Raw genomic sequence first — 23,030 nt, forward strand, 5'->3', positions numbered from 1 at the left:
ATAAGGAGGCGTCGGCCGTCTGAACCGATGACACCGCCGCTCTACTCCGACGCGGCGGCGCCTTAGCCGTGTTATCGTAATCACCTGATTTCAAGTAGGAGAGGATCACCATGAGTTCCATTGTCCGATGTGCCACTACCAGCCTATTATTGCTATGGGCCGTCAATTCTCTCGCCGGCGACTTGTCCGCCACCGCCGAGGCCCATGACTTTTACACACCGCGGGAGAACCTGGTGACCGGGGGCCAACCGTCGCGGGACGAGCTGGCCGCCCTCAAAGCGGCCGGGGTGACCAAAGTGATCAACCTGCGCGGACCGGAGGAAAAGGTCGCCTTTGCCCCCAGGGCGGAAGCCGAGGCACTGGGTATGGAGTATGTCTCACTGCCCATTTCCGGCGCCGGTGATGTGACCGCCGACAATGCGCGTAAACTGCACCAACTGCTGCAGCAAGAGGATGATGAACCGGTCTTCCTGCACTGCGCCTCAGGCAACCGGGTGGGCGCACTGCTGGCCATTGCCGCGCACCAGATTGAGGGACAACCGGTTGAAGAATCGCTGGCGTTAGGGCGCTCCGCCGGGCTTGGATCTCTGGAGGCAAAGGTGCGCTCGGTGCTCGACTCGACGTCTGCCTCCACTCAATAGAGGCCCTACGGGCCGATCCGGCCATCTTCGGACGCGACACCTGTTTTTTCGGGTGTCGACGTTCTTTCCATCCCAAAATCCCCCATATGGGGGATCTTTAGTGTCACTCAGCATGCTAATTTTGACGCCCTGGACAACAAAAACGACGAGGGCGGATCATGCACACTTCCTTTCAAACCATTGCATTATTGCTGGCAGCGAGCCTTTTCCTGAGTGCCTGTGGCAGCGACTCTGACGACGATTCTACGCCGGACACTCAAGACCCAACCCCTGAGCAGCCGACTCCCGAGCCGGAACCAGAGCCAGAACCTGAATTGCAGACCGGGGTGTTTATCGACAGCCCGGTTGGGGGCGTGCGCTTTACCACCAACCCGGGCGGGGAGGAAGGCATCACCGGCAGTGGTGGGGAGTACACCTACCGGGAAGGCGACACCGTACAATTCAGCATTGGCGGTATTCAACTGCCGGAAGTCACGGCCAAGCGCCAAGTCACCCCACTGGATATGGGGGGTGAAAATGCGGACTTTACGACCCCGGCGGTCATCAATGTGGCGCGGCTGCTGCAGACCCTGGACGATGACAGCGACCCCGAAAATGGCATTACCATCGCCGAGGCCACGGCCAGTGCACTGGTAGACACGGAACTTGATTTCACGGCCAGCACCTTCGAGACGGAAGCGACAGTCGCCGCGACACTGATCGAGCGCGCACTGGTGACTGAGGCGGATGCCATTGCTCACTTCCAGGGGTCGCTCAGAGACGGACTGACCGGTAGTTGGATGTTCGTGGAGGACAACGGCAACATCAACCTTCTGACATTCTTCCAAGACGGCCATTACGTGATTGCCCACTCGATGGCCGACGATGGCGACCAGCCCGCCGGTTCTGCTGAGTATGGCTATTACCAGTGGGACCCGGTTGACGGTTCTTTCTCGGTCGTTGAGGTGGTCCGGGAAACCGACGCCTCGGGCGGTCTGTACAACCGCGATGAACCCACCAACTCAGACAATATGACCTTTCTCCTGGAAGGAGACGTCCTGACAATGGTCATAGAAGACGAAGGGTCCTTCGAGTTCACCCGCGTATCGGACGACACCGATCGCCCACTGATCGGTACCTGGCGCTTCCGGGAACCCCGCGCAGACGATCCCGAAAGCAGCGATCTCCTGACCTTCTTCACCGCAACGGATTATGTATTTGTGCACCTATGGGACAGTGCTGCCAGCGGTAACATTTCCACCGAATGGGGCAGCTATGAGTGGACCTCTGACGGCGTCTTTACGGTCAGCGACCCCTTGGTGGAAACCGACGGCCCCGCCGGGCTCTACGATGTCAATGACACCGACCCGATGGAGCTGAGTGTCTCCGGCAACGGCGAACTGGCACTCGCAGAGGGCGGCTCAGCCGAGACCTGGGCACGCTTGGGTTCATACACCGTCGAGCTACGTGACTTTGAAGGTGATGTGGCCAGTGCCGTGGTGGAACGTGTCGAGGGGCAGTTCATCACTGACTCCACGCAAATATTCACCCTGGACGTCATTGCCGAGGGCACTGCGGGGCAATATGAAACCGCAATAGGCGAGCAACCGGTGGTGACGCTAGAGCCAGATGGTACCGGCACCATGATGTTTGGTGCAGACGTCAACACAATCACCGACTGGTCGAGATCTGACACGGGAGTGTTGACCATTTTGGAGTATGACGACGGTATCGACGATAACGCCATCTGGACACTCACACCCATTCGCAGCAAAACCGGCGACACAGTCCTGGTTCATCAATCTGACCTACAACTGAATTACATCGGCCGCGCCCATGCGGAGTAACACATTGGCCCCGCCGCAGCGGAGCGCTGCGGCTTGGTCTATAATCTGCCAGAGATAGACGAGTGGTCGGTCCTGAGGTGACCGATAGGACTCAATGAATAACATTACGGCTGTTTATGGGGCAATCAGGGCACGGAAGGATTCGCACCCCGATTGCCCCACCTTTTGTGAGCGAGACGCATGCACCAGACGCTTCAGAGAGACCCTCTGTTTTTCAACCCCGACTACCACGAACTGATTGGCCTGATTTACGACGGCATTTCAAGCCAAGAAGGTTTTCTTCCGTTTCTGAAACGATTTATTGAAGTTTTTAACGGCCACAGCGGAAGTTTTGCCATTTATGATACGCAGAGCAATACCCCCATCGGGGCCTGGATCATCAATATTCCGGAACACGCCCTGACTTTTTACATCGAACACGTCTCGCACCAGGACGCGCTCATTGAGACCGCCTTGTCCGTAAGAGAGCAGCACGGCCCACGCTTTGTCGCAAGCAACCTGGACATAGAGAACGTGGAAAACGTCAGGGAAACGACTCGAGCCCAGGAGTGGCTCGAAAGCTTTGGCGCCAATGAGGCCGCAGGAGCCATTGCCTATTCCAGTGGCAATTACCTCAATTTTTTCGGCATCCAGAGAGCCATTGGTCAACCGGACTTTACGCGGGAGGAACTGGCGATTTTTGACTTGTTCCTGCCCCATATCAATCGAGCGGTGGAACTTTACACTCGAATGAGTGACCTGAGCCTGAGCAATTTTCCCGAGCGTTCAGCGCTCGATCGAATGCAACAGGGCATCCTCATTTGCGACAGCGCGTTCAAGGTCGCGTTTAAAAACCACAAGGCGGAGGAGATCATTGCCAACAACCCCAGCCTTCATGTCAGCCCCGAAGGACTACTGAGCTGCCGCGACAAATCCTTTTCTCACGAACTCGTGTTGGGTATCTCCGCCGCCGTGAATAATGCGGCCAACACGGAGGCAAGCTCCGATAAAGTACTGTGCTACCGACAAGGCAAACAGAACCTGACCATCATCATTTCTCCACTGTCAGCCGAGTCTTCCGACAGTGACCAGAGCTCGCCACGGGGCGGCGCCATGATCAGTCTGTACGACTGGGCCAATCGCCCCCAAATTCGCCCCGAAGTCCTTCAGCGCTTTTTTGGCTTGTCTCGCTCCGAGTCTACCGTCTCAGCCCTGTTGCTCAGCGGCCAGAGCCCTGCCGATATTGCCGCCGAGCTCAACCGTTCGCGGGAGACCGTAAAGTCACACCTGCAATCCATCTATCGAAAAACCAATACCAACCGGCAGGGCGAGCTGGTGGCGCTACTCGCCGCCAGCGTGGGGCTCGCCTGACTATTCACCTTCTGTGGTATGGTATTACCATTGAAATACCACAGGAGGCACCATGAGTTTCAACACTGAATCCTACCCCGGTGTGGCCGACCAGGCCCCGGCGGAAACCGACGGCTTTCGCTTTAACCACACCATGCTGCGGGTCAAAGACCCGGAGCGCTCCCTGGCCTTTTACTCCCACGTGCTCGGCATGCGCGTGCTGCGCAGGCTGGACTTTGAGGAGATGGAGTTTTCCCTGTACTTCCTGGCCAAGCCCGATGCGGACGAGTCCCTGCCCGAAGACGTGCAAGAGCGCACCCGCTGGACCTTCAGCGAGCGCGGCATTCTGGAGCTGACCCACAACTGGGGCACCGAGAAAGACCCGGACTTTGAATACCACGACGGCAACAGCCAGCCCCAGGGCTTTGGCCATATCTGTTTTTCCGTGCCCAACCTGGAAAAGGCCGTCGCCTGGTTCGATGCCAATGATGTGAACTATGTAAAGCGTCCGGAAGACGGCAAAATGAAGCACATTGCCTTCATCAAGGACCCGGACGGCTACTGGATCGAAATTGTCCAGGCCGAGCGGATGGCGCCCTCCTGACGCCATCCCAACCCGCTAGCCTTTCTCCAGGGCTTTGATAAACGGCTGATCATACAGCCGTGTTCCCGTGGCCCGGTACAAGGCGTTAGCCAACGCCGGGAAGACCGGCGGAAACGGTGGTTCGCCCAGACCGGTGGGGTCTATGTCATTGTCGACAAAGTTCACATGGATCTGGCGAGGGATTTCGTTCATGCGGATTATCCGGTAGCGATCAAAATTACGCTTATCCGGCTTACCGTCAGTGAACGTCATCTCGCCGTACATGGCATTGCCGATGCCATCGATGACTGCACCCTCCACCATGTTGACCGCCGCATCGTGATTTACCACAACGCCACAATCCACCGCGCTGTGCACCTGGTCGACTTTGGGTAAGCTATCCCCCTCCTGGGTAACGGTTACCACCTGAGCCGCGTAGGAGTTATGACAGAAGTAGGCTGCTACGCCTTTCTTGACGTCCGAAGGCATGGAGTTCCAGCCCGACCGGTCGCGTACCAGTTTCAACACGCCCGCATAGCGACTCGGGTCGTAGTCATTGTTCTCGCCGACCGGATTGTTTTTCGCCCGCTCCAGCAAGCTCAAACGAAACGCAATCGGATCTTCTCCGGCCGCCTCGGCCACTTCATCCAGAAACGCCTGCTCGGCCAGCGCCATGAAGTTGGAGCGAGGTGCACGAAACGCCCCGGTGGTGATGTTGGAGGGAATCACCAAGCCCTCCGCCAGGTAGTGATCCACGGCCCCGGCGGGAAAGCGGTTTTCATGCACGCAATGCTCGGTCAACCCCACGCCGCGCACCTGATAAGCCACCAACTGGTTATTTTCATCCAGCGCTGCTTTGAGCTGAACGGTATAGGTGGGGCGATAGATCCCCATGGTCATGTCGTCTTCGCGGCTATAGATCAGTTTGACGGGCGCCTTGACCTGCTTCGAGATAACGGCCGCTTCCACCAGATAGTGGGAGTACGCGCGACGACCAAAGCCGCCTCCCATGCGGGTCATTTCAATGCGAACCTTATCGGTGGGCACATTGAGCCGGCTGGCCACAGTGCCTTCGATAAACGCCGGGGCCTGCAGCGGGCCCGCCACATGAACCTCGTCGTCGGTGACATGGGCAAAAAAGTTCATGGGCTCCAGTGTGTTGTGCGCGAGTAACGGTGCCCGGTATGTCCTCTCGATCACCGTTTCGGCCTGCTCGAACGCCGTTTTAGGGTCTCCGTCCCGGCGCAACACTTCCAGCTCGCCGTCCAGCGCATTGTCCATCGCCTTGCGGTGCCCGTCGGTACTCTCCAGACCGCCGGGCACCTTCACCTCAATGGCAGTGCCAAAGCGATCAATGGTCTCGGTCCGGGCAGGCATGGCCTTCCACTTCGCCGACAGGGCTTTTTTCGCCTTCATCACCTGCCAGGTTTTATGCCCGACTATGGCGATAAGGCTGGGGAAGGCGGTGGTATCAAAATAGTTCTTTTGGTAGTCCGGTCGCATGGACTCAAAGACAAAGGCATCCACAATGCCTTTCATTTTTTTGATCTCATCCAGATCTGCCGAGTCAACCGTCTGCCCAAAGGCCGGAGGGTGCTCGATCATCGCCACCAGCATACCTTCGGCCTGATAGTCGAGGCCAAACATCGGTTGGCCGGTCACAATCTTCAGGCCTTCCAGGTTTTTCCGGGACTGTCCGATCAACTCAAACGCACTCTTGTTTTTCAAGGGTACCTGCTTGGGCATCGGGATCATGGCCGCTTCGGACGCCATCTCTCCGTAAGTGCTGGTTTTTCCGGAGGCGGCGTGCGACAGAACACTTTTTTGAGTTGATACCTCTTCAACCGGAACATTCCACTTCTTAGCCGCCGCCTGACGCAACATGTGTCGGGCGCTGGCGCCGGCCATGCGTAAACTCTGCCAAGCGAGTCGGATAGACTGACTGCCCCCGGTAAACTGGCGCTGATAGTCCTCGGGTTCAAACTCGGCCTGTTTGGCCGTGACCTTTTCCCAGTCGGCGTCCAGCTCCTCCGCCAGAATCATGGGCATGGAGGTCATCAGGTTCTGACCAAACTCCGGATTGGGAACCATGGCCGTAATATCGCCCGAAGGCGCAATCCGAAGATAGGCATTCAGTTCAAAGGCCTGATCGGTCGCGGCTTCACCCGAGGCAGCCGCCGCGCCGCTCAGCCAGCTGAAGTTGATCAACAACCCGCCGCCAGCCGCCGCACTGGCCTTCAGGAAGGCCCGGCGGCCGATGGAGGTTTTCAACACAGTCGCTTCGCTTTCGGTTTCAGTGCTCATATCCCTACCTCCTTACGCCTTTGCGGCCGTTTTAATGGCTGTCTTGATCCGGCTATAGGTTCCACATCGGCACAAGTTACCGGACATGGCCTCCTCAATCGCCTCGTCATCCGGACTGGCATTACGGGCCAGTAAGGCGGCCGCCGACATGATCTGCCCCGCCTGGCAGTAGCCGCACTGGGCCACGTCGTGTTCCAGCCACGCCTGCTGAACCGGGTGGCTGCCGTCCTCGGAGAGCCCTTCAATGGTGGTAATTTTGGCATCACCGATTGCGGACACCGGGAACGAACAGGATCGAATGGCATTGCCGTTCATGTGCACGGTGCAGGCGCCACATTGGGCGATACCGCAGCCAAACTTGGTGCCCGAAAGGTTCAATTCGTCTCTCAGCACCCACAACAAAGGCGTGTCCTGATCGGCTTCGACTTCGTACTTCTGGTTGTTCACAGTAACGTTATAGGTAGGCATGGGACCCCCAGTTTGTGGTAACGCAAAGTTCAATGACCTGTACATCGAGTGGTTTGAATCAACGATCCCGGTAATGGCCGATATCCTTACTGGGCGCCCTTCCGAACATCCGGCTGTATTCACGACTGAACTGGGACACGCTGGCATAACCTACCCGGTGACAGGCCGTACTGATATCCACCGCCCGGGTCAGCAAGAGCTGCCTGGCCTCTTGTAACCTCATAGTCTTCTGAAACTGCAGAGGCGTCATCTTGGTTACCGACTTGAAGTGATGGTGGAACGATGACGAACTCATGTTGGCAAGCTCAGCCAAGTGGTCGATCTTGATCGGCTCCCGGAAATGTTCCTTGATCCAGGTGATTGCTTCGGCCACCTTGAAGGCGTGCGAGTCGGACAGGCCGATGTGCGCGATGGCCGCCCCGGCCGGACTGCGCAGCAGCCGGATAAGAATTTCGTCGATCATTAACGGAGCCAGAAGATCGGCATTGTCCTGGCTGAGAATCAGCTCAAGCATGCGAATGGCCGAGCGCACAATGTCGGGGTTCGCTTCATCGAGGTAGATGGCTTCGTTATGCCGAGTCATGGGCAAGCCGTTCGGGTATGCCCGGAAGATCAGTTCCGAGAGCTTTTTCCGATCGATATGCACCACCAGGCACAGATAGGGCTCCGCCTTGGACGCCTCAATGAATTTAACGCCAAGCGGCACTTCCGCCGCATACACCGCCATGCGGGACTCGTTGTACTCGTAACGTCTGTCGGCCAGGTACACGCACTTGGTTCCCTGAGCCACCAGACACAGCCCGGGCTTACTCAGCGTATGCTGCAATTCGGAGGACGGCGAGGACTGACGCAGGACATGAAGCCCCGGAACGGGCAGGTCAAAGCGGCCATCGTGCGGGGCGAATCGTTCGATGAGGCGCGCCAGAACACCCAGCTCCTGCGGGGCAGGCACTGATTGTTGCTTATCGGCCGACTTGTTCGACTCGACCGACTTGCCCGATTGGAAGGGAACGACATTTTGCTGCTCAGTCATAAAGAAGACCCACTGGCCGAAATGTGTACAGATCCGCTAAGTATATTCCCTGCTAACACCCACCACTTGCCCATAGCCACTAACCTTTTGCCTGATCCTGCAGGCGACCGGCGCCCTGCGCTATGCTTCCGGTACCGGTAAGCCCACCACCATCAGGCGCCCAAGCTCAACGGGACTAGTGTTCAATCTCGTGGGTGTCTCTCACGCTACTGAAAGTGAGATCGAGCATTTGCCAATCACCATCCAGCTTTTTATACACTTCAGTCACGGTAAATTCGTTGGAGACCTCGTTTCCACGCACCACCGCTACCAGTGTGATGCGGTTCCACGCGATGGCGGTGTCGCCGATCACCTCCACCGCCACATCATGAACCTCAGCGTCTTTGTACCAGATACTGCCGGACTCAATAATTTCCAGCTCCCGCTCTTTTTTCCAAGAGCCACTCATATGCACGAATTTGGACTGCTCATGGAAAAGCGCTTCCAGCTTTTCAACGTCTTTATCCGCCATCCACTGCCACTTGGCGGCGGAAATTTCCCGGATCTCACGTTCGCTCACGGAGCTATCGGCAAAACTCAGCTGTGATGCCAAAAGCAGTGCCAATAGGCCAAACAAGGATTGTCGTAAGGTCATAAGATCTCTCCTGCCGATTGATTCAGTCATTCGATAGTAGGAGAGCGAGAAGCGCTAAACAAGATCAAAAATCAGGATGCTTTATTGAATTTTATTCATCAATCAGCGGGAGCCGGCTCGCGCAACGCCTCAAGAACGACCGCAAAGGCGCCTGATGCCGGCTTTCGGCTTGGGTAATAAAGGTGGTAGCCGGTGTAGGGCTGACACCACTCATCCAATACTCTGATCAGCCGCCCAGCGGCCAAATGCTCGGTGGCCACATCCTCCGGCAGGTAGGCCAACCCCTGGCCAGCCAACGCCGCCCGAAGAATGGGGGAGACACTATTGAATATCCAGGAGCCGGTCACCTTGACGGTCAGTTCCCGCTTACCCTTCTCGAACTCCCAGGGCAGCAGCCCTCCATGGGTGGGCAGACGCAGGTTGATGCAGTTGTGCTCGGCCAGCTCATGGGGTGAACTGGGCTTAGGGTGGTGGGCGAAGTAATCGGGAGCCCCCACCACGGCAATGCGGGCATCCGGGCCGATGCGTACGGCGATCATGTCATTGGCCAGCTCTCCCCCGAGACGAACGCCCGCGTCGTAACGCTCAGCAACAATGTCGGTGCGAGCGTAGTTGACTGTGACCTCGACGGTGATATCCGGGTATTGGGGGAGCACCTTGGCCAGCTTGGGCCAAATCAGGGTGTTTGCGGCATGCTCGGCGGTGGTAATCCGAACCGTGCCAGCGGGCCGACTGCGCTGATCCCGCACGGCGGCCAGCTCGCTATCGATCCCCTCAAAGTGCGGGGCTATACGCTCAAACAGACGCTCCCCTGCCTCGGTGGTGGACACGCTGCGCGTGGTTCGAGTCAGAAGACGGACCTCCAGACGAGACTCCAGGGCCCGGATGGCATGACTGAGCGCAGAGGTCGAAATGCCCATCTGCGCCGCCGCCCGGGTAAAACTGCCCTCCCTCGCCACATGGATAAAGGCAAGCAGCTCGCTGTAACTGTTTCTGGCCATTATTGAGCTCTGTTCAACAAACCTTCCTGATTATAGAGGCTAATCATGGGAGTGTCCAAGCGGTAAGCTGGAACCTGCACTGGACGTCCCGCTTGAGACCAGAGGCAAGAACGAAGTCACTCAGAGCAGAGTAAGTACGACCAATGGCTCGCTCAAAACAGGCGTTTTCATGGCGTGGAGAATCAGGCAAACGTTCGACAAAATCTCGCATCCCTTGAGTCTCAGCGACGCCTACACTGAAGCTCGCGCTAAACGCCCCACGGCGACACTGATTAGAAATAGCCAAACGGTTAAGACCGGTAAGCCGGGCGATTAAACAGTCTCTATGAGGAATATTGACGATGACGACACATTCATCAGATCAGAGCTTGCCAAAAGACACCCAAGCAACGACGAAATCCAATCGCCAACGACTCCGGACATTATTTCATTCGAGCGTTCTCGCAACGACGTTCGCCATCTCGGGAGAAACTGCCGCTGCGGATTACAGAAACAACCCTTTCACATTGGTCTATGAGGGTGCCATCACCGAAAACGTCGAGGGCGAAGTCAATATCAACCCGGTTACCTATGACCTCAACGGCATCGACATTTCGGCGAATCTTTATACACCCGCGAACTACGATCCTGGCAATGAGTACCCCACAGTGGTGATTGCTCACCCCAATGGTGGGGTAAAAGAACAAGTGGCCGGTTTATACGCCCAGCGCCTGGCTGAACAGGGGTACATCACTATTGCGGCGGATGCGGCCCATCAGGGCGCCAGCGAGGGTACGCCTCGTCACGTGGACAAGCCAGCCAACCGCATTGAAGACATTCACGGCATGGCCGACTTTATCAGCCAGTACGCGGGTGCTGATTCTGAGCGTATCGGCCTTCTCGGTATCTGTGGCGGGGGCGGTTATGCCCTAAAGGCCGCCCAGACGGACAAACGGTTTCAGTCGATTGCCACCTTGAGCATGTTTAATTCAGGCCGAGTGAGGCGCAATGGCTACCGCGACTCCCAGCTTGACACCATCCAGCAACGGCTGAAGGAGGCCTCCGAGGCGCGAGCCCAGGAAGCCGCCGGTGGCGAAATTCTCTATGCGGCCGATCAAGAACTCACGGACGAGCAAATTGCTGCTCTGCCGTTTGCGCTGTACCGCGAAGGCTTTAAGTACTACGGTGACACTCACGCCCACCCCAACTCCACCTTCCGGTACACTAAAAGCAGCCTTCTGGCGCTAATGAACTTCGATGCAGCCACCAATATGGACCTGATTGATCAACCCTTGCTGATGATCGCTGGAAGCGAGGCGGGTTCGCTGTACATGAGCCAGGACGCTTTCAAGGAAGCCGACCAGGCAGAGAGCCGAGAGCTTATGCTCATTGACGGAGCGACCCACATCGAAACCTACTGGAATCCGGAGTACGTGAACCAGGCCGTTGACAAACTGACCCAGTTTTTCAACAAAACATTGAGATAGGAGGCAGCTATTGTAAACCGGGTTAAACCCTGGGAACGACCATCTGCTTCGCTCACAGCGGCCCCTATCTAGGCTGACCTTGCCGACAAGGGGCCGAACCAGGTGTTTTTATAGACATCACGTAACATATTCCAAGCTCAAGCATGCAACGGAGAACCACATGACCAGAACGCAACTGAAAGGTGCACTCATCTTGATGTTATTCACGGCTGGTGCACAGGCCAACAACGAGCAACCAGGCCAAACGATAGTCAAAGGGCAGGATCACGAGGTCAACCAAGCGCCCGCCAATCGCTTCTCAGGCGATGCCCATTTTTCACGCTTTCCGACTATGCCCTCCCCCGGTGACGTCGCGCCCGCCACGGTGACATTTGAGGCCGGAACCATCACCAACTGGCATATCCATCCCCACGGTCAGTACCTGATTGTGACTGACGGTGAAGGCCGAACCCAGGAGTGGGGAAAGCCCATACAGACACTGCAAGAAGGCGATGTGGTGATATGCCCGCCGGGCGTCAAGCATTGGCATGGTGCCAGTGAGCACCGTTCAATGACCCATATTGCCATCAGCCCGGTATCCCCGGACGGACAAGGCGTCACCTGGTTAGAGAAGGTGGAGCTCCCCGAGCCCAAATCAACGACACCCGACCAACCCGAAGCGCCCACCCCGGTGACGCTCACGGAAAAGCAACTGAGCCTGATCCCCATTGCGGCCTTCTCTGCGATCGGAGATACAGAGAAGCTCAAGCCAGCTCTCGTTCAAGGCCTGGAAAGTGGCTTGACCGTGAACGAAATCAAAGAGGCCTTTGCGCATCAATACGCCTATGCCGGCTTTCCGAGAGCCTTAACCGGCATGCTGACATTCAGAAGCCTACTGGAGGAGCGCAGAGAGAACGGTATTGAAGACGTTCAAGGTAAAGAGCCGAGCCAATTGCCCGATAGCACGGATTACTACCAGCTTGGTTCAGAAACCCTGGAGTACTTAACGGATCGAACCATGGAAGAAGCGTCACAACCGCTGTTTGGTAATTTCTCTCCCACCATGGACCATGCGCTGAAAGCCCATCTGTTCGGCTATTTGTTCAGCCGGGACAACTTAGGCTACCTTGAACGGGAACTCGTTGTGGTGGGTACGCTTTCAGCCATCGGGGATGTCAACGCTCAGCTCAACTCCCATTTGACCATTACGCAGGATCTGGTGGGTGATTCAGAGCAGATGGAAAGAGTCATGGCGACCCTGGAGAAGGAAGTCGGAAAAGACGTAGCCCGTAATGCTCGGGGTGTTTTGCGAGGCATTCAATAGCCCCCCCGAAGCATCATCAATCGCACCAAGGGAGACGTTTTCGTCTCCCTTGGTGCGAAAGAGTTGGTGACCCTAAGCGCTACAAAATTTCAATGCGTTCCAGCCAGTCGTGAACCTTGGATCGAACCTCATCCTTTCGCTCGCCCTCTATCGAGAGATAGATGCCGTCTCTTTCCAGACCACCTTTGACCGAGAAGCCCTCCAGAATAGTAGATTCCGAACAGAGCATCTCCACCGTCTCAAAACCGCTTCCGACACCATAGCCACCATGGGTATTGAACGGGATAACTCGCTTACCACTCAAATTGTTCTCATGCAGAAAGCTCTTCATTGGAGGCGGCATCTGCATATCCCAAGTTGGGAATCCCACAAATACTGTGTCGTATCCGTCGATGTTTTCGATCTCGGTTTTCAGCGGAGGGAGGTAACCAGTTTCATTTTCCTCATCAACCTGAGCGACAATCGCATCATAGTCTTCCGGGTAAGGGGTTTCGAGCTCCAGCGCGACACTATCTCCACCCACGGCCTCTTGGATGATATCCGCAACGGCTTTGGTGTTTTGCGTGCGACTCAGGTAAACAATCAGCACTTTATCACCCAACACCTCTCTCCCAACCTCTAGATCTTCGCTCGATACGTTTGAAGCAAAGCCAAGCAAAGCCGCCAAAAGTATGAGCCCCACCAAGACGGCTTTTATTGCTTCACTGGTCTCTTGAGTCATGGTAAAGCCTCTTCCGTTACATGCCTGGTCACAGGGTTCTGAAGGTTTACGACTATCGCCCTAAACACATTGACGATCTCGATAGCTACTGGTCTCTTTACTCGGCGAAGCACCAAATTATAGGTTTCAAACCTCTCGGCGTTTTGCCCATACAGAGCCAGCTTTTGCCCAATCCTTCTGGAGAGCATACCTCTTCACAAGAATAAGCGGTCCATTTGCCCCCCCTCATCGCGCAAAGTGCTATTTAATCATGCAGTTGCGCCCATCTCACTATTTCGCCATCCTATTGGTACACTCAAGCTCTAACTGGCTCGGTATACGCATGGTCTGACGGTGAAACGTCTCCTATACTGTGCCTAGTTTTTTAACACGTTTCACGCACCCGGAGACATACCATGAAGCTCACCATCAACGGCGAGACCAAAGAGGTCGACGTCGAGGACGATACCCCACTGCTGTGGGTGCTGCGCGAGCAGCTCGGCCTGACCGGCACCAAATACGGTTGCGGTATTGCCCTGTGCGGGGCCTGCACCGTCCATATTGACGGCGTGGCGCAGCGCTCCTGTGTGCTGCCGGTCAGCGCGGTGCGGGAGAATCAGAAGATCACCACCATCGAGGGCCTCGGGGTGCAGCAGTTTCACCCGGTACAGGAGGCCTGGGCGGAGATTGATGTGGCCCAGTGTGGTTACTGTCAGCCGGGCATGATCATGGCCGCCGCCTCGCTGCTGGCGCAGAACCCGGAGCCCACGGACGAGGAAATCCGGAGCGAGATCACCAACATCTGCCGCTGCGGGACTTATCCGAGGGTGCTGGAGGGCGTAAAGCGCGCCGCCCAGCGCATGGCGTCCACCCAGAAGGCCGGAGGTTCCAATGAACAAGCCTGAAGCTCAAGCGCCCGCTAATGGCGGCGTCAACCTGTCCCGCCGGGGTTTTCTCAAGGGTAGTGGCGCGGCCGCCGGCGCCTTTGTATTCGGTTTTTCCGTGCCCTTCAGCCCGTCCACCCTGGCGCAGTCCGACTCACCGGAAGTGAACGCCTGGGTGGTGGTTCAACCCGATGAGACGGTGCTGATCCGCATCGCCCGTCAGGAAATGGGCCAGGGCTCGTTGACCGGCCTGGCGCAGTTGGTGGCCGAGGATCTGGAATGTGACTGGGACAAGGTGGACTTCGAACTGGTCAAGCCGGGCCAGAACCGCGAGCGCGACAATGTCTGGGGGAGTCAATTCACTGCCGGCTCGACGGCGATTCGTGGCTCCCATGAGTATCTGCGTCAGGGCGGCGCCGCTGCCCGTATGATGCTGACTGAAGCTGCCGCCCGGCAGTGGCAGGTGCCCGCCAGTGAGTGCACCGTTTCCGAGGGGGTGATTACCCACGAGCCCAGCGGGCGCACCACCACCTTCGGCGCCGTGGCTCAGGCGGCCAATGACATCGAACCGCCCAAAACCGAGTCCATCCGCCTCAAGGACCCTAAAGACTGGCGTATTGCCGGTAAGGACAAGGCACGGCTGGACACCCTGGACAAGCTCGACGGCTCCCTGGTGTACGGCGCCGACTTCTCCATGCCCGGCATGCTGGTGGCGGTGCCCAAGGCCTGCCCAGTGCACGGCGGTAAGCTGAAAAGTTTTGACGCTGAGAAGGTCAAGAACATGCCCGGCGTCAAGCAGGTGGTGCGCGTCGACGATGAAACCGTCGCGGTGGTGGCCGATACCTTCTGGCGTGCCCAGAAAGCCTTGAAAGCCCTACCGATCGAATGGGATGAAGGCGAAAGCGCCAAGGTCTCCAGCGAAAGCATCGCCAAAAAACTGCGCGAAGGTTTGACCGCGGACACATCGTTTATCGGCAATCAGGCCGGGGATGCCAAAGACGCGCTGGCCAAGGCCGAGCGGGTCATCGAAGCCGACTACAGCTATCCCTATCAGAACCACGCCCAGATGGAGACGCTCGCCGCCACCGTGCGCTGGCGCAAGAACGGCTGTGAGATGTGGGGGCCGACTCAGGTGCCGGGAACGGCCCTGGAAGCCCTGGCCGAAGCGGCGGAATTGCCCCAGGACGTGTGCGAAATCCACACCATGCGCATCGGCGGCAGCTTTGGCCGCCGCGCGGCCACGGACTATATACGCCAGGCCACCTTGATCGCCAAACAGATTCCCGACACACCGATCAAACTGATGTGGACGCGGGAAGAGGACATGCTGCAGGGCCGCTTCCACCCTGTGACTCAGTGTCGTCTGCGCGCATCCCTGGACGATGAAGGCAATGTCCAGGCTCTGCATATGCGCATCTCCGGTCAGTCGATCATGGCCTACGCCATGCCCCAGGCGATGAGTGACAAGGGCGATCCGGTGGTGTACCAGGGGCTGGACCCCGAGGGCGATATGGCTCTGGGCTATTCGGTGCCGAATCTACTGGTGGACCACGCCATGTACAACCCTCACATCCGCCCGGGCTTCTGGCGCGGGGTCAACCTGAACCAGAACGCCCTGTACCTGGAAAGCTTTATTGACGAGCTGGCCCACGCCGCCGGCCAGGATCCACTGGCCTTTCGTCGCAAGCTGATGGCCAACCATCCAAAGCACCTGGCGGTGCTCGAAGCCGCCGCCGAAGGCATCGGCTGGAACACCAAGCCGCCGGAAGGCATCCATCGGGGCATCGCCCAGGTGAAGGGGTTTGGCAGTTACGTGGCAGCGGCGGCGGAAGTGTCAGTCACCGACGGCAAGGTCAAGATGCACCGCATCGTGGCCGCCACCGATCCGGGGCATGTCATCAACCCGCAACAGGTGGAGGCGCAGGTCGCCGGTTCATTCGTGTACGGCTTGTCGCCCCTGCTCTATAGCGAAGCGACGGTGAAAGACGGGCGCATTGAGCAGGAGAACTTCAACACCTACAAGGTGATGACGCTCCAGGATATGCCCAAGGTGGAGGTAATCACCATGCCCTCCGGCGGTTTTTGGGGCGGCGTGGGCGAGCCCACCATCGCGGTGGCCGCTCCGGCGGTGCTCAACGCCATTTTCGCCGCAACCGGCAAGCGTATCCGCGATATTCCCCTCAAAAACACGGACCTGACGGTCAGCTAGAAAACAATGTCTCCCCTTGAACGACAAGGGGAGACTTTGCATCAACAGGGCACCTCAGCTCCACGTCGGGCGTAGTACCACCAGGTTACGAACAGACAGCTCACGTAGAACACCACAAAGCCGGTCAGGGCCGCGGCGACACCGCCGGTCATATCGAATGAGGTACCGTAAGCTTTGGGGATAAAGAAACCGCCGTAGGCCGCGATGGCGGAGATGAAACCGAGTACCGCCGCCGCTTCCCTGTTGCCTTCCACCTGTGCCTGTTCGGTATCGCCCAGCGCGCGCTGGCGCAGGATCATAAACATCACCGGCACCATGCGGAATGTGGAGCCATTGAGAATACCCGAGGCGACAAACAGCACCAGGAACATTCCGAAGAAACCCCAGAAGTTACCGGCACTGTCTTCACCCGGCAGAAACTGCAGCACACCGACGACACCGGCAATCATCACCGCGAAAGTCCAGAGGGTCACGCGCGCACCGCCCAATTTGTCGGCAATCACCCCACCGGCCGGACGCGCCAAAGCACCGAGCAGGGGACCAATAAACGCGTATTTGGTCGGGTCCACATCCTTGAACAGCATGCCGGACAGCAGCGGGAAGCCCGCAGCAAAGCCGATGAAACTGCCAAAGGCACCCAGATACAACCAGCACATCAGCCAGGTGTGCTTGCGCTTGAAAATCACCGCCTGATCACTGAACGAGGATTTCGCCGAAGCAATATCGTTCATGCCAAACCAGGCTGCTATCGCCGCCACAATAATGAACGGTACCCAGAGCAGAGCGGCATTCTGAATCCACAGGTTCTCGCCCGCCAAGGCGCCGGACTGAATCACCATGGGGTCACCCCCGAACGGGCCCAACACACTGGCGGCGATCGCCAGCGGAGCGATCAGCTGCATGGCGGATACCCCGAGATTACCCAGGCCGGCATTCAACCCCATGGCACCCCCCTTCTCCGCTTTCGGGAAGAAGAAACTGATGTTGGCCATACTGGAGGCAAAGTTGCCGCCACCGAAACCGCACAGTAAGGCCAGAATCAACATCACCAGATAGGACGTATCGGTATTCTGCAGGGCGAAACCCAACCACAGGCAGGGCAGCAGCAACGAGGCGGTGGAAATCGCCGTCCAGCGGCGGCCGCCAAATATCGGCACCATAAAGCTGTAGAAAATACGCAGCGTCGCCCCGGACAGCGCCGGCAAAGCCGCCAACCAGAACAGCTGATTGGAGGTATAAGGGAAACCGAGCTGGGGCATTTTCACCACCAGAATAGACCAGATGGACCAGACCGCAAAGGCGAGAAACAGGTTGGGAATGGAGATCCACAAATTGCGTCGGCCGATTTTTTTGCCTTTCTCTTCCCAGAAGGTTTTATCTTCCGGACGCCAGTCCTCCAGCACAAAGGCATCGGGAGTGGAGAACTCCGGCAGGTCGGTGACGTCCCGCCCGGAACGCCACTCGTGCCGCTCCGCCAGGCGAATGGCGTAGTGCATCCAGGCCAGCGCCGCACCAGAAATCACAAACAGCAACATGAAGGCGCTCTGCCAGACACCGATTACGTCGTTGAGCATGCCGAAGGTCAGCGGCAGAAAGAAACCACCCAGGCCACCGATCATGCCGACGATACCGCCCACAACCCCAACGTGGGTCGGGTAGTACACCGGAATGTGTTTAAACACCGCTGCCTTACCGAGCGACATGAAGAAACCGAGAATGAACGTAAGCACCACAAAGGCGGGCAGAGTCAGTTCAAAGCTGAACTCCAGGGTGCGATCCACCCCCAGCACCCGGTATTCGGTGGGCGGATAGCTGAGCAGAAAACAGCAGATGACCGAGGCGATCAGGGTCCAGTACATCACCCGACGGGCGCCGTAACGATCGGACATCCAACCACCGAGAATCCGGAACAGCGAGGCGGGAATAGTATAGAGCGCGGTGAGAATACCGGCGGCGGCAATGCCCAACCCATAGACTTCCATCAGGTAGTGGGGAAGCCACAGCGCCAGGGCCACAAAGGCGCCGAACACAAAAAAGTAATAGAGCGCAAAGCGCCAGACCCGAAGGTCTCCCAGGGGCGCCAACTGCTGACTCAGCGAGGTGATGTTGGCACGACGTTTCGCCAGTCCGGGATCGGCCTTGGCGAACAGAATAAAGCCCACCCCCATCAGGGCAATCACCACCGCATACACCTGAGCCGTCACCTGCCATCCGAGCGCGAGCAACAGGAAGGGGGCACCGAAGTTGGTAATCGCCGAGCCCACATTACCGGCACCGAAAATTCCCAGCGCCGTGCCCTGCTTGCCCGCTGGATACCAGGCCGAGGTGTAGGCCACCCCGACAATAAACGAGCCGCCGGCCAGCCCCACACCGAGCGCGGCCAGCAACAGCAGATAATAATTCTGCGCCATGCTCACCAGCAGCACGGCCACACCGGTGGTGATCATCAACAGGCCAAACACCCAGCGGCCGTCGAACCGATCCGTGAGCACACCGAGGAACAGCCGACTGATCGACCCGGATAAGATCGGCGTTGCCATGAGCAGGCCAAGCTGGGTATCGCTCAGCCCCAACTCCTGCTTGATCTGGATCCCGAGAATGGAAAAAATCGTCCAGACCGCAAAGCACAGGGTGAACGCAAAGGTGGAAAGAAAAAGCGCACGCCGCTGGTCGCGGGGGGCAATGGCGCTGGCATCAAGCATGAGGCGTCTCCAGAGAACCGGGCCGATAAAAAACCCGACAATGTTTAGGGGTACTGCCTCATAGTAGAAACGATTGGCGCCCTTGCCTATTGAGCCGTTTAGGCACCACCTGCTACCTCTGAATGGGTAGGCGAAAGTTCTTTGGCATAAGGAGCAATTCGGCTTAGGGGTTATAGATGAACGCGTGGCGCCGCAGGTACAAGGCCCAGGCCGCCAACGCGCAGAGACCATAGAACAGCGCAAAGCCCAGAAATGCCTGATAGACGCCGTCCATTCCGCCGGCTCGATTCAGCGCCAGAGGGATATACACCATCCCCAGGGTCGCTACCGATACCAGCCACATTTGCGCCGGCTGTCGTCGGGTCGGGGGGAACACTTGGGGCAGTGCGCGCAGCAAGGCGGCGTAACCAATGCCCGAGGCCGCGAAAAGCAGCGCCATCGCGAGCAAATACGGCATAAGGTAGTCCAGAGGGAACTCGGACAAGGTCAGGGCACGCAAGCTCCAGAATACGGCCACCGCGCCCAGCGCCAGCCCGAGCATACTGACCGCCGCCACCCGTGCACCGCCCCAGCGCCCGGCCGCCCAACCGCCCAAGGGGCGAACCAGAATCGCCAACAGGGGAAACATCCAGGCATAAAGAAATACTCCGGAATACCCCTGCGTCTCACCGAACAGCTGACAGGTCACGATCGGGAACACCAGGGTCAGCCCCAGGAATGTACCCACACTGGCAAGCCACAACAGGCTCATCAACCAGAGGTGCCGGTGGGACAACAAACCGATCAACCGCTGACGCTGAGGCGCGGTGGAGAGCCCCGCAACCAGCAACACGCACAGGGCCAGCACACACATCAGCGTGAGCTCCACCGGCATCCAGACCGAGACGCCACCGAGCGAACGAGGTAAGGTCAACCAGCCGGCCAGCGCGGCCAGAAGTCCGCCGGCGAACAGCGCGGATACACCGCGACGCCAATCGCTCACCGCGAGGGACTGTCGCCAAGGCGCACGCAGGGACCAGAGCAGGAGAATGATCAGGGCGAAAATGGCCCAGAACAGACCGCTCCAGCCCAGCCAGATCGAAGTGTTTTCAGGCAGGCGCCCCAGAAAGTGACTGACGCTCAGATTGAGCCACTGGGGCTCACCCACCGGCAGCGGCACCGTAATAACCAGCGGTACCACCAACAAGCTGAGCACCACCCCCAGATGCCCCGCCAGCGAGGCCGCTTCCAGGCCGTAGCGCTGTGCCTCGTCTGAGGTTTCCGCCGGTCCGCCCAGGGCTGCCAGACCGCCACCGCCGAGCCCCACCAACAGAAACAGTGCCGGCAGCCAGGTCCGGCTCAGGGGCGCGCCACTGAGCATGAAGGTCAGCACCACCGCCACCAGCAGCAGAATCAACAATGTGCTGAGCACCAGACCGCGGCCATAGCTCAACAGCCAGAAGCCGAGCGTCAAGCGCAGGCAACTGGCCGATAAACCCGTCAACGCCAGCAGGGACAGTAAATCGGAATAGCTCAGATCGGTGCGGGTCGCCGCCAACAACACCACCCAGACCGACGGCAGCAGCCAGAGCCCGAAGCCGCAGACCAATACCGCCCCCACCCAACCGGGACCCGGACCGGTCGTGTCGGTCGATACCTTGGTCGGGGTAGACAAGTCACGCATAGGGAACGCACTGCTCGCAGGGTTGATCGTAATCCTCATCGCGCTACTATGGGCGCTGGGCAGAGGGCGCTCAATGCCCCCTTGGACATAGTGGCACTCGGGCGCCCCCCTCCAAAGGGCTACCCACACTGGACAGCTTGCGCCTCGCTCATCCTTGCGCTAAGGCCGCCCGCGACTTGCCAAAAAGAGGTAAGCCACTGACAATGCGGCGATATTGATTGATTTGGGAGACATCTTTATGAGCCACGACGCGGCCAGCATCATGCTGGTGGATGACCACCCCTTATTGCGCAAAGGGTTGCAGCAACTGATTGAACTGTCCGACGACCTGGAGCTGGTCGCGCAGGCCGGCAGCGGCGCCGAAGCCATCAAGCTCGGGGAAGAACTGGACCCGGACCTGATTCTGCTCGACCTGAACATGCAGGGCATGGACGGACTGGAAACCCTGGAAAAATTGCGCGGGGTGGGCGTGACTTCCCGCATCGTGATGCTCACCGTCTCCGACGCCGACGAAGATGTGATTGCCGCCATCTCCCGGGGCGCCGACGGTTATCTGCTCAAGGACATGGAACCGGACGAACTGCTCACCCAGATCGAGCGCGCCCTGCAGGGCAAGATGGTGATGAGCGAAGCCGTGACCCAGGCCCTGGCCACCGCCATCCGCAAGCCCCAGCCCAACAACGAAGCCAAGCTCGACAGCCTGACCGGGCGCGAGCTGGAAATTCTCAAACTGATCGCCAAGGGCCTGAGCAATAAACTGATCGCCCGGGAGCTGGACATTTCCGACGGCACGGTCAAAGTGCACGTCAAACATCTGCTGAAAAAGCTCGGCCTGCGCTCGCGGGTGGAAGCCGCCGTGTGGATGATCAACCAGGAAAAGAGTGACTGATGGCCTGCTGCGACGAACCCCAACTGATTCCGGTTCAGGACGCCATCGCCCGCATGCAAGTGGCGGTACAGGCAGTGACCGACACGGAAACCGTTCCCCTACCCGAGCTGCTCGACCGGGTCACCGCCGAGCCGGTACACGCCGGTTTTAATGTCCCCGGCTACGACAATTCGGCGATGGATGGCTACGCTCTGCGCGCCCAAGATGCCGGACAAGTGTTGACGCTGGTCGGACAATCATTGGCCGGGCATCACTTTGACGGCGAACTGAACGCGGGGCAATGCGTGCGCATTACCACCGGCGCCACGATTCCCGCCGGTGCCGATGCGGTGGTCATGCAAGAAAATACCGAGGTCGACGGCGATAGCATTCGCGTCATGAAAGCGCCTGCTGCGGGCGAGAACATTCGTCGCGCCGGCGAGGACATCACGCAAGGCCAGGAAGTGTTTCCCTCCTGCTATCGTTTCGGTCCCGTGGATATTGCCCTGCTCGCCTCGTTGGGTTTGGCCGAGGCCTCGGTCAAGCGACGCCTCAAAGTCGCGGTGCTGTCCACCGGCGATGAATTGACCCCACCGGGACAACCACTGAAAGATGGCCACATTTACGACAGCAACCGCTACGGTCTGATCGCCATTCTTCAACGCCTGAACGTCGAGGTGCTGGACCTGGGCCTGATTCCTGATCAGCCAGACCAGATCCGCGCCGCTTTCGAACGCGCGGGAGCAGAAGCCGACGCCATCATTTCCAGCGGCGGTGTATCGGTAGGCGATGCGGATTATGTCAAAGACATTCTCGGCGAATTGGGGGAGATCGGCTTCTGGAAAGTGGCCATCAAACCCGGCAAACCCTTTGCCTTTGGGCACCTTGGTAAGGCGGTATTCTTTGGCCTGCCCGGCAACCCGGTGTCCTCCATGGTCACCCTGCACCAGTTGGCACTGCCCATCCTGCGCACCATGGCCGGCGAAGCACCGGAACCGCCCTTGCAGCTGACCGCCAAGGCCGCCAGCGGCTACAAAAAACGCCCGGGCCGACAGGACTTCCAACGCGCGACTCTGCGCTGCGTCGATGGCGAAAACCAGATCGACAGCAACGGCGCCCAGGGCTCCGGTGTACTCACCTCCTTCCTCGGCGCCAATGCCTACGCCGTGCTCGAAGCCGAGCGAGGCAAAGTCGAAACCGGCGAGTCCGTCACCGTCATTCCCTTTGATCGGTTTATTACCTGACCAAAATTTTCCCATAGGGCATAACCGAGGCCCACGTAGGGCGGATAGCTCGATGGTCGCGTAGGGCGGATAAGTGCGAAGCACGCATCCGCCGCAACAAAACGGTACGCATCACCCAATGCTTCAAGCTTGGCAACGGCGGATGCGTGCGTTGCACTCCGAAACGTCGGAC

At 58.4% G+C, this 23,030-nt stretch carries 18 protein-coding genes; 10 read left to right on the forward strand and 8 right to left on the reverse strand.

Features of this window, described 5'->3' with window-relative positions; all coding sequences use genetic code 11:
• The first annotated feature begins 110 nt into the window (after positions 1-110).
• From EDC38_RS09155 to gloA, 4 genes are all read left to right on the forward strand, one after another.
• On the forward strand, positions 111-641 hold the full coding sequence (locus EDC38_RS09155; RefSeq protein WP_123638240.1) for a protein tyrosine phosphatase family protein: 531 nt from the start codon (positions 111-113) through the stop codon (positions 639-641).
• A 158-nt stretch (positions 642-799) separates the two neighbouring features.
• Complete coding sequence (locus tag EDC38_RS09160; protein ID WP_123638241.1) at positions 800-2,467, forward strand: hypothetical protein; 1,668 nt, start codon at positions 800-802, stop codon at positions 2,465-2,467.
• A gap of 180 nt (positions 2,468-2,647) precedes the next feature.
• On the forward strand, positions 2,648-3,817 hold the full coding sequence (locus EDC38_RS09165; protein ID WP_123638242.1) for a helix-turn-helix transcriptional regulator: 1,170 nt from the start codon (positions 2,648-2,650) through the stop codon (positions 3,815-3,817).
• Between the two features lie 52 nt (positions 3,818-3,869).
• Positions 3,870-4,400, forward strand: coding sequence for a lactoylglutathione lyase (gloA, locus tag EDC38_RS09170; protein ID WP_123638243.1), 531 nt, complete (start codon positions 3,870-3,872; stop codon positions 4,398-4,400).
• Between the two features lie 15 nt (positions 4,401-4,415).
• Here gloA and EDC38_RS09175 read toward each other — a convergent pair whose 3' ends face one another.
• The 5 genes from EDC38_RS09175 to EDC38_RS09195 form a co-directional block, all read right to left on the reverse strand.
• Positions 4,416-6,683, reverse strand: a complete 2,268-nt coding sequence (locus EDC38_RS09175) for a xanthine dehydrogenase family protein molybdopterin-binding subunit (protein WP_123638244.1) — start codon at positions 6,681-6,683, stop codon at positions 4,416-4,418.
• Positions 6,684-6,695: 12 nt separating this feature from the next.
• Complete coding sequence (locus EDC38_RS09180) at positions 6,696-7,151, reverse strand: (2Fe-2S)-binding protein (RefSeq protein WP_024461204.1); 456 nt, start codon at positions 7,149-7,151, stop codon at positions 6,696-6,698.
• Positions 7,152-7,209: 58 nt separating this feature from the next.
• The gene (locus EDC38_RS09185) at positions 7,210-8,184 is read right to left on the reverse strand and encodes an AraC family transcriptional regulator (RefSeq protein WP_123638245.1); all 975 of its coding nucleotides are present in this window, start codon (positions 8,182-8,184) and stop codon (positions 7,210-7,212) included.
• Between the two features lie 175 nt (positions 8,185-8,359).
• Positions 8,360-8,818 carry a nuclear transport factor 2 family protein gene (locus EDC38_RS09190; protein ID WP_123638246.1) on the reverse strand — a complete coding sequence of 153 codons (459 nt, stop codon included), beginning with the start codon at positions 8,816-8,818 and terminating at the stop codon, positions 8,360-8,362.
• A 98-nt stretch (positions 8,819-8,916) separates the two neighbouring features.
• A complete protein-coding gene (locus EDC38_RS09195; RefSeq protein WP_123638247.1) occupies positions 8,917-9,819 on the reverse strand; it encodes a LysR family transcriptional regulator in 903 nt (300 codons plus the stop codon).
• Positions 9,820-10,160: 341 nt separating this feature from the next.
• Here EDC38_RS09195 and EDC38_RS09200 point away from each other — a divergent pair, with 341 nt between their 5' ends.
• Together EDC38_RS09200 and EDC38_RS09205 are read left to right on the forward strand one after the other, a co-directional pair.
• Positions 10,161-11,285, forward strand: a complete 1,125-nt coding sequence (locus EDC38_RS09200) for an alpha/beta hydrolase (RefSeq protein WP_123638248.1) — start codon at positions 10,161-10,163, stop codon at positions 11,283-11,285.
• A gap of 160 nt (positions 11,286-11,445) precedes the next feature.
• Positions 11,446-12,588 (forward strand): cupin domain-containing protein, encoded by a 1,143-nt coding sequence (locus tag EDC38_RS09205; RefSeq protein WP_211331063.1) that lies wholly within the window; start codon positions 11,446-11,448, stop codon positions 12,586-12,588.
• Between the two features lie 79 nt (positions 12,589-12,667).
• On the opposite strand, the gene EDC38_RS09210 is transcribed toward EDC38_RS09205, so the two are convergent.
• On the reverse strand, positions 12,668-13,309 hold the full coding sequence (locus EDC38_RS09210; protein ID WP_123638249.1) for a flavodoxin: 642 nt from the start codon (positions 13,307-13,309) through the stop codon (positions 12,668-12,670).
• Between the two features lie 395 nt (positions 13,310-13,704).
• Between EDC38_RS09210 and EDC38_RS09215 the strand changes: the two genes are divergently transcribed.
• Both EDC38_RS09215 and EDC38_RS09220 read left to right on the forward strand, forming a co-directional pair.
• Positions 13,705-14,193 (forward strand): (2Fe-2S)-binding protein, encoded by a 489-nt coding sequence (locus EDC38_RS09215; protein ID WP_123638250.1) that lies wholly within the window; start codon positions 13,705-13,707, stop codon positions 14,191-14,193.
• Entirely contained in the window at positions 14,180-16,381 is a 2,202-nt protein-coding gene (locus EDC38_RS09220; protein ID WP_123638251.1) for a molybdopterin cofactor-binding domain-containing protein, read from the forward strand. Before EDC38_RS09215 ends, EDC38_RS09220 begins: the two co-directional genes overlap by 14 nt.
• 41 nt (positions 16,382-16,422) lie before the next feature.
• Here the strand turns inward: EDC38_RS09220 and EDC38_RS09225 are convergent, their stop codons facing one another.
• A complete protein-coding gene (locus EDC38_RS09225; RefSeq protein WP_123638252.1) occupies positions 16,423-19,083 on the reverse strand; it encodes a nitrate/nitrite transporter in 2,661 nt (886 codons plus the stop codon).
• 163 nt (positions 19,084-19,246) lie between these two features.
• Positions 19,247-20,746 (reverse strand): hypothetical protein, encoded by a 1,500-nt coding sequence (locus tag EDC38_RS09230; protein WP_123638253.1) that lies wholly within the window; start codon positions 20,744-20,746, stop codon positions 19,247-19,249.
• Positions 20,747-20,984: 238 nt separating this feature from the next.
• Between EDC38_RS09230 and narL the strand changes: the two genes are divergently transcribed.
• Positions 20,985-21,635 carry a two-component system response regulator NarL gene (gene narL, locus EDC38_RS09235; RefSeq protein WP_024461215.1) on the forward strand — a complete coding sequence of 217 codons (651 nt, stop codon included), beginning with the start codon at positions 20,985-20,987 and terminating at the stop codon, positions 21,633-21,635.
• On the forward strand, positions 21,635-22,858 hold the full coding sequence (moeA, locus tag EDC38_RS09240; protein WP_123638254.1) for a molybdopterin molybdotransferase MoeA: 1,224 nt from the start codon (positions 21,635-21,637) through the stop codon (positions 22,856-22,858). The genes narL and moeA overlap by 1 nt, the downstream gene beginning before the upstream one ends.
• Positions 22,859-23,030: the final 172 nt, after the last annotated feature.

The sequence above is a fragment of the Marinimicrobium koreense genome, assembly GCF_003762925.1.
Taxonomy (GTDB): Bacteria; Pseudomonadota; Gammaproteobacteria; order Pseudomonadales; family Cellvibrionaceae; genus Marinimicrobium; species Marinimicrobium koreense.